At 40.2% G+C, this 12377-nt stretch carries 13 protein-coding genes; 12 read left to right on the top strand and 1 reads right to left on the bottom strand.

Going from position 1 to position 12377, the window contains the following annotated elements; translation table 11 throughout:
* Positions 1–41 precede the first annotated feature (41 nt).
* The gene (gene efp, locus B1sIIB91_RS02820; RefSeq protein ID WP_095688115.1) at positions 42–602 is read left to right on the top strand and encodes an elongation factor P; all 561 of its coding nucleotides are present in this window, start codon (positions 42–44) and stop codon (positions 600–602) included.
* Between the two features lie 2 nt (positions 603–604).
* Positions 605–1012 carry a transcription antitermination factor NusB gene (nusB, locus tag B1sIIB91_RS02825; protein WP_095688116.1) on the top strand — a complete coding sequence of 136 codons (408 nt, stop codon included), beginning with the start codon at positions 605–607 and terminating at the stop codon, positions 1010–1012.
* Here nusB and B1sIIB91_RS02830 read toward each other — a convergent pair.
* A complete protein-coding gene (locus B1sIIB91_RS02830) occupies positions 1009–1458 on the bottom strand; it encodes a transcriptional regulator (RefSeq protein ID WP_095688117.1) in 450 nt (149 codons plus the stop codon). The genes nusB and B1sIIB91_RS02830 overlap by 4 nt on opposite strands.
* A 114-nt stretch (positions 1459–1572) precedes the next feature.
* Here B1sIIB91_RS02830 and pyrR point away from each other — a divergent pair, with 114 nt between their 5' ends.
* Genes pyrR through rpoZ form a run of 10 tightly spaced genes read left to right on the top strand, consistent with a single transcriptional unit; the run spans position 1573 to position 12374 of the window.
* Positions 1573–2094 carry a bifunctional pyr operon transcriptional regulator/uracil phosphoribosyltransferase PyrR gene (pyrR, locus tag B1sIIB91_RS02835; RefSeq protein WP_095688118.1) on the top strand — a complete coding sequence of 174 codons (522 nt, stop codon included), beginning with the start codon at positions 1573–1575 and terminating at the stop codon, positions 2092–2094.
* The gene (locus tag B1sIIB91_RS02840) at positions 2091–3041 is read left to right on the top strand and encodes an aspartate carbamoyltransferase catalytic subunit (protein WP_095688119.1); all 951 of its coding nucleotides are present in this window, start codon (positions 2091–2093) and stop codon (positions 3039–3041) included. Before pyrR ends, B1sIIB91_RS02840 begins: the two co-directional genes overlap by 4 nt.
* Positions 3038–4342, top strand: coding sequence for a dihydroorotase (locus B1sIIB91_RS02845; RefSeq protein ID WP_095688120.1), 1305 nt, complete (start codon positions 3038–3040; stop codon positions 4340–4342). The genes B1sIIB91_RS02840 and B1sIIB91_RS02845 overlap by 4 nt, the downstream gene beginning before the upstream one ends.
* Complete coding sequence (gene carA / locus B1sIIB91_RS02850) at positions 4335–5483, top strand: glutamine-hydrolyzing carbamoyl-phosphate synthase small subunit (RefSeq protein ID WP_095688121.1); 1149 nt, start codon at positions 4335–4337, stop codon at positions 5481–5483. Before B1sIIB91_RS02845 ends, carA begins: the two co-directional genes overlap by 8 nt.
* Positions 5476–8730: a carbamoyl-phosphate synthase large subunit gene (carB, locus tag B1sIIB91_RS02855; RefSeq protein WP_095688122.1), complete on the top strand. Its 3255-nt coding sequence runs from the start codon at positions 5476–5478 to the stop codon at positions 8728–8730. The genes carA and carB overlap by 8 nt, the downstream gene beginning before the upstream one ends.
* Positions 8727–9572, top strand: coding sequence for a dihydroorotate dehydrogenase electron transfer subunit (locus tag B1sIIB91_RS02860; RefSeq protein WP_095688123.1), 846 nt, complete (start codon positions 8727–8729; stop codon positions 9570–9572). The genes carB and B1sIIB91_RS02860 overlap by 4 nt, the downstream gene beginning before the upstream one ends.
* A 2-nt stretch (positions 9573–9574) precedes the next feature.
* Positions 9575–10507 carry a dihydroorotate dehydrogenase gene (locus B1sIIB91_RS02865; RefSeq protein ID WP_095688124.1) on the top strand — a complete coding sequence of 311 codons (933 nt, stop codon included), beginning with the start codon at positions 9575–9577 and terminating at the stop codon, positions 10505–10507.
* A complete protein-coding gene (pyrF, locus tag B1sIIB91_RS02870) occupies positions 10507–11199 on the top strand; it encodes an orotidine-5'-phosphate decarboxylase (RefSeq protein WP_095688125.1) in 693 nt (230 codons plus the stop codon). Before B1sIIB91_RS02865 ends, pyrF begins: the two co-directional genes overlap by 1 nt.
* A 2-nt stretch (positions 11200–11201) precedes the next feature.
* The gene (gmk, locus tag B1sIIB91_RS02875) at positions 11202–12068 is read left to right on the top strand and encodes a guanylate kinase (protein WP_095688126.1); all 867 of its coding nucleotides are present in this window, start codon (positions 11202–11204) and stop codon (positions 12066–12068) included.
* A gap of 27 nt (positions 12069–12095) precedes the next feature.
* Positions 12096–12374, top strand: coding sequence for a DNA-directed RNA polymerase subunit omega (rpoZ, locus tag B1sIIB91_RS02880; protein WP_095688127.1), 279 nt, complete (start codon positions 12096–12098; stop codon positions 12372–12374).
* Positions 12375–12377: the final 3 nt, after the last annotated feature.

The following is a 12377-nucleotide window of genomic DNA, read 5'->3' on the forward strand; positions in this document are numbered from 1 at the left end:
CTGGTAAATATCAGAGTTAATCATGTTTGGATGGGATAAAAATGGCAACAACAAATGATCTTAAAAATGGCATGACCTTAAATATTGATGGTCAGCTTTGGAATGTTGTCGAGTTTCAACATGTTAAGCCTGGTAAAGGCGGAGCATTTGTTCGCACAAAAATGAAATCAGTCCTCTCTGGCAAAGTTGTTGAAAAAACATTAAATGCTGGCGTAAAGGTTGAAGTTGCTTCAGTTGAAAAACGAGATATGCAATATCTCTATAAAGATGGTGAAGATTTTATGTTTATGGATTCAACCAATTACGACCAAATTAGAATTAGCAAAGAAACTGTTGGCGATGCTGTTGATTACATGTTAGAAAACACTGATGCTATTGTTGCAATGCATGAAGGAAATCCACTTTTTATAGAATTACCTGCATCTGTTGAATTAAAAATTACTTATACTGAGCCAGGTTTACAAGGTGATAGATCTTCCGGTGGTACAAAACCTGCAACAGTTGAAACTGGCATTACAGTTCAGGTTCCACTTTTCATTAAACAGGATGAAAAAGTATTAGTTGACACTCGAACCGGTGCTTATCTAGGTCGAGCAAACTAAAAGTGTCCGCGCGTAGTAAGGCTCGTAAACGGGCGCTTGATTTTTTATATGAAGCGGATATAAAAAAAGTTCAAGCATCAGATCTCTTTGGGGCTCGAGGAGCTACTGAACTATCGCAAGAACCCTACGTACTAACTCTCTTAACAGGGGTAGCTCAGCATATAAACAAGATTGATGAATTAATTATTACATATGCGCAGGGTTGGGATATGGATCGAATGCCGCCAATTGACCGCAACATATTAAGGATTGCAATCTTTGAAATACTCTGGGCATCAGATATTGATCTTCAAGTAGCCTGTGATGAAGCAGTTGAGTTAGCAAAATCTATTTCAACTGATGAATCCTCTAGTTATATAAATGGCGTTTTAGGCCGAATCATTAAACTAAAGGATTCAATAGCATTCTAGGCTTTAATTAGCCCTAGTTTTTCTAGTTCAGCAAGTAATTCCGGCTCTCCTTGTTGCGATAACATAGCCAAAAATTGTAGATCATTAACTCGTACTGTCAGTACCTGACCGTTCCAATCTTTGCGCCGATCGCAAATGCCTCGTGCAAACCTTTGAATCGTGGATGAGTATTCACTTTGTTCTGCTGATAATTTAACTAGATCAAGTGCGATACTACGAGTGCTCACTTGTGGAGGTATATCAGGGAATAACTCCGATACGGGTACTTGGTAAAAATCCATAAGCGAAATTGCTTTTTTTAAAGAGATTGCTCGGTCTGCCCTTTCATAAGAGCCGATTACAACCGCTTTCCATTTACCGTTTGAGTTTCGCTCTACATCTTGCAAGCTCCACCCTTTGGATTTTCTGATTATTCTTAGTCGATCTGCTGGGTTATTTTTGTTCATTGCTACAGGCTAACCACACCTAGATTTTGATGATTTTAGATATCCACAGATCATCTGATACTATTCGGCGATTCCTTTAACGATCCGTCCCGAGAGGCGGCGAAGGAGAAGTAAATGGGTATTTTGCTATCTAGCAGCGACATAGATCGCGCACTTAAACGTATTTCACATGAAATCATTGAACATAATCAAGGTATTACTAATTTAGTTTTAATGGGTATTCCTACCCGCGGCGCATTCCTTGCTGACCGCATCTCAACATTTATTACTGAGATTGAAGGAGAAGTTGCTACTGGAGTTTTAGATATAACCCTGCACCGCGATGACTTAAGGCTTCGTCCTCCTAAACCATTGCTACCAACTAGGGTGCCAGCCGGTGGTATTGAGGGTAAAGACTTAGTCATAATCGATGATGTTCTCTTCTCAGGCCGCACGATAAGGGCAGCACTTGATGCTATTGGAGAGTTAGGAAGACCTAGAAGTGTTCAGCTAGCTGTTTTAGTCGACCGTGGCCATCGAGAGCTACCTATTCGGGCAGATTATGTTGGAAAAAATATTCCAACTGCCAAGAGTGAGAGCGTGAAAGTTCATCTTGCCGAGTATGACAAGGAAGATCTTGTGGAGTTGATTAAATGATTACAGGCCACCTACTTTCAGCAGCAGATCTGACAAAGGATGAAGCACTTAATTTATTGGCTACCGCTAAAGAATTAGCCGCAATTACCGATGGGCCAAATAAAAAACTACCAACTCTGCGTGGTAAAACAATCGTTAATCTATTTTTTGAAGACTCCACAAGAACACGTATTAGTTTTGAGACAGCTGCTAAGAGATTATCAGCTGATGTAATCAATTTTTCAGCAAAAGGATCATCGATAAGTAAGGGTGAGAGTCTTAAAGATACTGCTCAAACTTTGCAGGCTATGGGAGCAGATGCGGTTGTAATTAGACATGGAAGCAGTGGGGCAGCAAAGCGACTTGCAGACACACAGTGGATTCAAGCAGCGGTGATAAACGCTGGTGATGGCACTCATGAACACCCAACTCAGGCCTTACTTGACGCTTTTACAATCAAGCAGCACCTTGCTGAAAACAAAAAGGATTTATCTGGGCTTAGAGTATTAATTGTTGGAGATATTCTTCATTCTAGAGTTGCTCGAAGTAATGTTTTACTACTTACTAAATTAGGCGCAGAAGTAGTCTTAGTAGCGCCACCAACATTATTACCAGTTGGAGTAAATGATTGGGCGGTCACAGTCTCTTATGATCTCGATAGTGAAATAGAAAAATGTGATGTTGTTATGATGCTTAGAATCCAACTAGAGCGAATGGCAGATTCATTTTTTCCAACTGAGCGTGAATACTCTCGTCGGTATGGATTAAATAATTCAAGGCTTATGAAACTAAAAAAGAATGCAATTGTTATGCACCCAGGCCCTATGAATCGGGGATTAGAAATATCAGCCGATAGCGCAGATGACTTAAAGTCAGTAATCGTTGATCAGGTAAAAAATGGTGTTTCAGTTCGAATGGCAGTCTTATATGAACTTCTTGGTGGCGCAGCATTGGTGGGTAGTAAATGATAAAAATTATAAATGCAAAGTTAGCCGATGGAAGTCTGGTTGATGTTGAAATACAAAATGGCTTGATTTCAAAAGTTAGTAAAGCGAGTGGTGGTAAGTCTGGTGAAGTAATTGATGCAACGGGCAAAATGTTGCTGCCAGGATTAGTTGATCTTCATACTCACCTGCGTGAGCCAGGGCGAGAAGATGCTGAAACCGTTTTATCTGGCTCTACCTCAGCAGTAGCTGGTGGGTACACCGCAATATCTTCAATGGCGAATACAAACCCAGTTGCCGATACTGCCGGAGTTGTTGAACAAATATACAGACTTGGTAAAGATGCTGGTTTGTGTGATGTAAATCCAATTGGCGCTGTTACAAAAGGTATTAAAGGTGAACAATTAGCTGAACTTGGTGCGATGGCTGATTCGATAGCAGCTGTAAGAATATTTAGTGATGATGGAAATTGTGTTGCTGATCCGCTAATCATGCGAAGAGCTTTAGAGTATGTAAAAACATATAACGGAATAATTGCTCAACACGCACAAGAGCCAAGACTGACAATAAATGCTCAAATGAATGAAGGAAGTGTTTCAGCCCGAATAGGTTTACCAGGATGGCCAGCAATAGCTGAGGAAGCAATTATCGCTAGGGATATCTTGTTAGCAGAGCATGTTCAATCTAGATTACATATTTGTCATGTTACGACCGCAGGTGGAGTTGAATTAATTCGATGGGCGAAGAAACGTGGTATTCAAGTTACTGCTGAAGTTACACCTCATCATCTACTTCTTACAGATGAACTAGTAGAAAATTATGATCCAATTTATAAAGTTAACCCACCACTTCGAACCCAAAAAGATGTAATGGCGCTACGGGAAGGATTAGCCGAAGGTGTTATTGATGTGGTTGCGACAGATCATGCGCCTCACTCAGAAGAATATAAGGATTGTGAGTGGCAGGCTGCAGCTTTTGGAATGCTCGGCCTTGAAACATCTCTATCTGTTGTCATTAAGACGATGATTGAAAGCAAGTTGATGGATTGGTCACAATTAGTTGATCGAATGTCGGTGCGGCCAGCGCAGATTGCAGGTTATAAAACACAAGGCCAAAGTATTAAAGAAGGTAGTGTCGCTAATTTACTATTATTAGATCCAAGTTCTAGCTGGCAGGTAGATAGAAATAAAATGAAATCAAAGAGTAGAAATACACCATTTCAGGGCATGACACTTCCTGGGGTTATCACCGATGTGATCTATAACGGTAACTTCAGTATGAAATCAGGTAATGTCATGAGTGTGAATAGCGGTAATAATGGATAAAAAATCATCTGCCTACCTTGTTTTAGATGATGGCCGTATTTTTGAGGGTTTATCTTGGGCAAAAGAGGGTGAAACATTTGGTGAAGCAGTATTTTCAACTGGCATGACCGGCTACCAAGAAACATTAACTGATCCTTCCTACCATAAACAGATTGTGATCATGACTGCGCCGCATATAGGCAATACCGGTGTTAATAAAAATGATGAAGAGTCTGAAAAGATTTGGGTATCTGGCTTTGTTGTAAGAAATCCTTCACCAACATCAAGTAATTGGCGAAGTGAAAAATCCCTTGAGCAAGAGTTAATTGATTCCGATGTGGTTGGTATTCAAGGCGTGGATACTCGAGCGATCACAAGGCATTTACGTGATCGAGGGGCAATGAGAGTCGGCATTTTTAGTAATACCGAACTTACAAAAGAAGAGATGGTAGTTAGAGTACGTAAGACCGCTCCAATGAGTGGGGCATTTCTAGCAGCAGATGTAACTACAAAGCAGCCCTACATTATTAACCCACCAAAAGGGGTTGTAACTAAATTTAAAGTTGCTGCAATTGATTTAGGTATTAAAGCTGCGACCCCAAAGGCAATGGCTAAATTAGGGATTCAAGTTCATGTCTTGCCACTTACCACCACCTTAGATCAGATAAAAGAATTAAATGTTGATGGTGTATTTCTTTCAAATGGTCCAGGAGATCCGGCCGCAATGGTTATAGTTGTTGAGTTAGTTAGAAGCGTTTTACTTGAGGAGATACCGTTTTTTGGAATTTGTTTTGGCCATCAAATTTTAGGCAGAGCTTTAGGATTTGAAACTTATAAATTACCATTTGGGCATCGTGGAATTAATCAACCGGTGATTGACTTAACAACTGGGAAAGTTGAGATTACTGCGCATAATCATGGTTTTGCTGTGGCAGCGCCAAAAGAGGTTGAATTTCATACAGTTTATGGAAGTGGTCGAGTAAGTCATATTTCACTAAATGATTCAGTAGTTGAAGGGCTTGAAATGATTTCGATACCAGCTTTTTCAGTTCAGTACCATCCAGAATCTGCCGCCGGTCCACATGATGCTTCCTACCTGTTTGAAAGATTTGTTAAGTTAATGGAAAATCCCAGAATAGGTTTAAAGGATATTAATGCCTAGAGATAAATCTATTGAGAGCGTTTTAGTTATCGGAAGTGGGCCAATTGTTATTGGTCAAGCATGTGAATTTGATTATTCAGGAACACAAGCTTGTCGAGTTCTTCGTAGTGAGGGAATCAGGGTAATTTTAATTAACTCAAATCCTGCAACAATTATGACTGACCCAGAGTTTGCTGATGCCACATATATAGAACCAATTACACCTGAGGTAATTGAGAAGATTTTAGATAAAGAGCGCCCTAGCGCTGTACTTGCTACTTTGGGAGGACAGACTGCATTAAATGCTGCGATAACTCTTCATGAGCGTGGTTCATTTGAGAAGTATGGGACAAAGTTAATTGGAGCTGATGTTGAGGCAATTAGGCGTGGTGAAGATCGAGAAGTTTTCAAAAAGATAGTTGCACTTATCGGGGGAGAATCTGCAAAATCAAAGATTTGTCACACAATGAGTGATTGTCTTGCTGCTGCCCAGGAACTTAATTATCCAGTTGTAGTAAGACCTTCTTTCACCATGGGTGGGCTAGGTTCTGGAATTGCTTTTAATGAGCAAGACTTAAATCAAATTGCGGGCGCAGGTTTGCGTCATAGTCCAACAACTGAAGTATTACTTGAAGAATCAATTATTGGCTGGAAAGAGTATGAATTGGAAGTTATGCGTGATAATAAAGATAACGTTGTAATAGTTTGTAGTATTGAAAATGTTGACCCAATGGGAGTCCATACAGGTGATTCAATAACAGTAGCACCAGCAATGACGCTTACAGATGTCGAATATCAAAAGCTTCGAGACCTGTCTATCGCAATCATTCGCGAAGTTGGTGTTGCAACTGGTGGTTGTAATATCCAATTTGCTGTAAATCCAGTAGATGGTCGGATAATTGTTATAGAGATGAATCCTAGAGTTTCAAGATCCTCAGCTCTTGCTTCAAAAGCCACAGGTTTTCCAATTGCAAAAATAGCAACAAAATTAGCTATCGGCTATACCTTAGATGAAATCGATAATGACATTACAAAATTAACTCCAGCATCATTTGAACCATCACTTGATTACGTAGTCGTTAAAGTGCCAAGGTTTGCTTTTGAAAAATTTCCAGAAGCTGATATTCGTTTGACTACAACAATGAAAAGCGTTGGCGAAGCAATGGCTATTGGACGAAGTTTTCCAGAAGCACTTCAGAAAGCCTTACGTTCACTTGAAAAATCTGGTGCTAGTTTTACTTGGAATGGCGGTGATTTAGCTACCTTAATGAAGCTGATCGCTACCCCCACAGAATTTAGGTTGCAGCAGCTGCAACTGGCAATGCATCTTGGGGCTAGTGTTGAACAAGTTTATGAAGTAACCAAGATAGATCCTTGGTTTTTGGAACAAATAAATCTGATTAATCAAAAAGCAAAAGAAATCACATCTTCTGGTGAATTAACAAAGCAACTACTTAGATCTGCGAAAATGATGGGCTTCTCTGACCTGCAAATAGCAACTCTGCGAAATGTAACTGAAGCTGAGATTAAGCTAGCTAGAAATACTTTTAATCTGCACCCAGTTTATAAAACAGTTGATACTTGCGCGGGTGAATTTGCAGCACTTACCCCTTATTATTACTCGGCATATGATGAGGAAAGTGAAGTTCTACCCAGGACTAAGCAAGCAGTAATTATTTTAGGAAGTGGCCCAAACCGGATAGGCCAAGGTATTGAATTTGATTATTCATGTGTGCATGCTTCATTTGCATTACGAGATGCTGGCTATGAAACGATCATGATTAACTGCAACCCAGAGACAGTTTCAACTGACTACGACACATCTGATCGACTTTATTTCGAACCATTAACTTTAGAAGATGTATTAGAAGTAATTGCGGCTGAAACTGCGGCTGGTCCAGTACTTGGAGTTATTGCTCAACTTGGAGGGCAAACTCCACTAGGACTTGCAAGAGGGTTAATGGAGGCTGGCGTTAAAATCCTGGGAACCTCACCAGATGCAATTGATTTGGCAGAAGAACGAGGAGCATTTGGTGAAATTTTAAAAAATAATAATTTATCTGCTCCAAATTTCGGAATGGCTAACTCATATGATGAGGCAGCAAAGATTGCAAGCCAAATTGGCTACCCAATTCTCGTGCGGCCATCATATGTATTAGGTGGAAGAGGAATGGAAATTGTTTATGATGAAGAAACTCTTAGAGGATTTATCGAAAAAGCAACAGCAATTACTCCTAACCACCCAGTATTAATCGATAAGTTTTTAGATGATGCTATTGAAATTGATGTAGATGCTTTATTTGATGGGGAAGAACTTTATTTAGCGGGGGTAATGGAACATATAGAAGAGGCTGGAGTTCATTCAGGTGATTCAGCATGCGTGATACCAAGCATCTCTTTAGAAAAGGAACAGCTTGTACAAATCAGACAAGCTACTGAAAAGATTGCAAAAGATGTTGGAGTTAGAGGATTAATTAACATTCAATTTGCAATTAGTGGTAGCCCGAAGAAGTTATATGTATTAGAAGCAAATCCACGAGCCTCTAGGACAGTCCCATTTGTTGCTAAAGCAACTGGTATTGCATTAGCTAAGGCTGCAGCTTTAATATCGACAGGTGTATCAATTGCTGATTTGCGCAAGGAGTTAATTTTGCCCAAGTCAGGTGATGGTCACGCAAATGGGGTTTCTGTAAAAGAAGCAGTATTACCATTTAATCGCTTTCGAAGAGTCGATGGCACAGGTGTTGACTCAGTCCTTGGTCCAGAAATGAAATCAACTGGTGAGGTAATGGGAATCGCAAATAACTTTGGACTAGCTTTTGCTAAAAGCCAAACTGCAGCGTTCGGGCCTTTACCAAAATCAGGTGCTGTATTTATTTCATTATCAGAGCGTGATAAAGAATCAGGCTGGCGAGCAGCTCGAGAGATGCATGAATTAGGTTTTAAAATTTATAGTACAGCTGGTACAAATCAATTCTTAAGTAGTAAGAACGTGCCATCGGAGCTGGTGAGAAAAAATTCAGACCCAGGTTCTAATCAATTGTCAGCAAATGATGTTATTACAAAAGGATTAGTTCAATTAGTTATTAATACCCCACTTGGGCGAGGTTCAAGGCAGGATGGGTTTTTAATCCGAACTGCTGCAATTGCTCGGTCTGTCTCTTGCATAACTACTATCCCTGGTTTTAAAGCAGCAGTGGCTGGGATTGCAGCACTACAAAAAGATGAGTTTAGTATTAAATCCCTACAAGAGTGGATGAAGTCATGATTTCCCAAAAGATAAACCGCTCAGCAGTTCAAATTGATGCTGAAGTAATTAGTAATAAAAAAGTTGGGCCATATCATCATATGGTCTTTGCAGTTGGACAAGTTGCTGCTGCGTGCAAGCCTGGCAACTTTGTTGCAATATCAGTTGGAGGTTCCCAATCTGCTCTAATTTTACGTAGAGCTTTTGCGATATATAGAGCGTTAGATAAAGGGCCAATGGGCGGGAGTATTGAATTAGTTGTTGCAGCCCACGGTGAAGGAAGTAAATGGCTTTGTGCTAGAAATGTTGGAGACTTTGTTGATTTAGTTGGACCACTTGGTACCGCCTTTGGTGTGCCAACAACAAATGCAAACACGATGTTAATCGGTGGTGGCTACGGATCTGCTCCACTATTTGCTCTAGCTGAACTGCTAAAGAATCGTGGATGTCGAGTTGATATGGTGTTAGGAGCTAGCACAGCTAATAAAATTTATGCTCCACTTGAAGGAAAGCGAAGTGTTTCATCTTTAACTTTAACTACAGATGATGGAAGTGCTGGTATTCATGGGCAGATTAGTGAGGCAATACCTAGATTAATTCGTGAGTATAAAACTGAGGTTATTTACTCTTGCGGGCCAATGGGGATGTTATCTGCAATCGCAAAAATTGCCGAAGAGTTTGATATCTCACATCAATGTTCAGTTGAAGAGGCCATGGCATGCGGAATTGGTGTTTGTATGACATGTGTAGTTCCAATTAAGCATGAAGATGGTATAAAAATGGTTAGAACATGTATCGATGGGCCAGTAATGGACGGTTCTGAAATTATTTGGGATCGCAAATCAGTAATGGATGCGTTGTAAAAATGAGTACTTTAGATTTTTCAACAAAAATCGGTAGTAAAAGATTTTCAAATCCAATATTTACCGCCAGTGGTTGCGCTAGTTCAGGAAGTGAACTTGCTCAATTTTTTCCACTCACAGAAATTGGTGCCATCGTCACAAAATCAATTATGACTAAGCCTAGAACTGGGCGTATGACACCGCGAATGGCGGAGACACCAAGTGGCATGCTTAATTCAATTGGTTTGCAAGGTCCTGGTATTGATGTTTTTCTAGAAAAAGATATTCCTTGGCTAGTTTCCCAACAAGCAAAGATTATTGTTTCAATTGCAGGTGAAACCGTTGATGAGTATGGTGTTTTAGCAAGAAGGTTAAGAGCAGTTTCTGGAATAAGTGCAGTTGAGGTAAATATTTCTTGTCCAAATGTTGAAAATAGAGGGCAAGTCTTCGCCTGTCAGCCAGATACAGCAGTTGCAGTTATTGAGTCAGTTAGACGAAATATTGGGGGAGAGCTTCCAATTATCGCAAAGTTATCACCTGATGTAACTGATATTGTCGAAATTGCTGCTGCAGTTATAAATGCAGGTGTAGATTCTTTGGCGCTAATTAATACACTCCTAGGTATGGTTATTGATACAAACACAATGAGACCAAAGTTGGCTGGTAAAACTGGTGGCTTATCAGGGCCTGCGATTAGACCAGTGGCAGTGCGTGCGATTTATCAGGTTCACCAAGCATTCCCAAATACTCCGATTGTAGGAATGGGCGGAGTTGCGTCCGGTCGAGATGCGCTGGAACTAATTTTAGCTGGGGCAAGCGCAGTGTCAGTTGGTACTGCAACTTTTGGCGATCCAACTGCAGTAATTAAAATTAAGAATCAATTAGCAGAGCTATTAACACAAAAAGGTTTTAACGATTTTCGTGATGCTATTGGGTTTGCACACAGAGGAATCTAATGACATTACCTATTATCCTTGCTCTAGACACGAAAGATATCCAGCAGGCAAAATCTTGGATTAAAGCATCTAGTAACTTAATTGATCATTTTAAGGTGGGTCTTGAGTTCTATCTTAAGCATGGTTCAAATGGAATTAAGGAGTTACAAAAAGATAGTGAATTTAATTTATTCCTGGATCTTAAGCTTTATGACATCCCAAATACCGTAAAGGGGGCAGTGGAATCTGTTGCCGATTTATCTCCTAAATTCCTAACGATTCACGCTAGTGGTGGAAGTAAGATGATAAGTGCAGCAGCTAAAGCCTTACCGAAAGGTTCTATCACGGCTGTAACAGTGTTGACATCTTTTTCTGAAGAAGATTTTTCATTAATGGGTCAGAAATTAAATATAAATGAAACAACTAAAAACTGGGCTAGTAATGCTTTATCTGCAGGTGCTACCTCACTTGTGTGTTCTGCCTTTGAAGTTGGTCAACTTCGAAAACTTTCCAACTCCGCGGTTTTAATTACTCCTGGAGTTCGCGTAGAAGGTGATGATGTTGGCGATCAAGTGCGAGTCATGACACCTAAAGATGCACTTTCTGAAGGTGCTGACTTCGTCGTAATTGGTAGATCAATAACTGGCATGTGGGATGGTACAGATATGAAAATGCGAAAGAAGATTGAACAAATCGCAATCACTTTGGGGTAGCAATGTTGCCCCCAAGATTAAGTAGTCGAGCACGGCGCAAGGCTGGGGAAAAAGCTGTATTAGCTCGCCAAGATCGTGCCAAGGTTAAAGAACAAGTTGCCTCTGGTGAATTATTCTTTTTTGATCTTTTTAAGGACGAGCGTAAATCAATTACACGAATGAAGTTGGTGGACTTGCTTCAGTCTGTGCCAGGAATTGGTCATGCTCGTGCTCAGATAATTTTTGAAAGAACAAAAATCTCACCATCGCGTAGAATTGGTGGTGTCGGGCATCGACAGATTGAGCTACTAAGGCAGGAGTTTCTTTTGATTAAAAACTCTCGCAAGAGTGGAAAACTACTAGTTGTTTCTGGGCCCAGTGGAGTCGGTAAAAGTACGATAACAAACCGATTGCGAGCAGATGAGCGATTTTGGATTTCTGTTTCAGTAACAACTCGATTGATGCGAACTGGTGAAGTGGACGGTATTGACTATATTTTTGTAGCTGAAGACAAATTTAACCAAATGATTAAAGACAATGATTTTCTTGAATGGGCTGATTTTGCTGGATCTAAATATGGAACACCAAAGAAAGCCGTTGATGAGGCATTGCAAGATGGCAAAAATGTGATTTTAGAGATTGAATTAAACGGCGCAAGACAAGTAAGAAAAAATTCCAAGAATGCTATTTTGATATTTATTGAGCCTCCTTCTTGGGAGGAGTTAACTGCTCGATTGATTAATAGAGGAACAGAATCAGAGCAATCAACTCAGGCAAGGCTAGATAGGGCGAAAGAGGAGCTATCAGCAGCAGCAGAATTTGATTATGTAGTGATAAATCACCAAGTAGAGCAATCGGTCGCTGAACTGGTATCTTTAGCCCTTCGCTAATCCGCATATTTTTTAAGGGGTACTTTAATGACCAACCAAGCACTTGATGGGATTACTAATCCGCCAATTGATGCACTATTAGATAAAGCTGGCTCTAAATATAGTTTGGTTCTTTATGCAGCAAAGCGTGCTCGCCAGATTAATGCTTATTATTCACAACTTGGTGAGGGATTACTTGAGTATGTTGGCCCACTTGTTGAGACATATGTCCATGAAAAACCGCTTTCAATTGCATTGCGTGAAATTAATGATGGTCTGTTAACCATCGAAAATTTAGAACCTAAGCCAACTGACTCAGCTAGCTAAAAA

It is taken from the genome of Candidatus Nanopelagicus abundans, assembly GCF_002288305.1.
GTDB classification, from domain to species: domain Bacteria; phylum Actinomycetota; class Actinomycetes; order Nanopelagicales; family Nanopelagicaceae; genus Nanopelagicus; species Nanopelagicus abundans.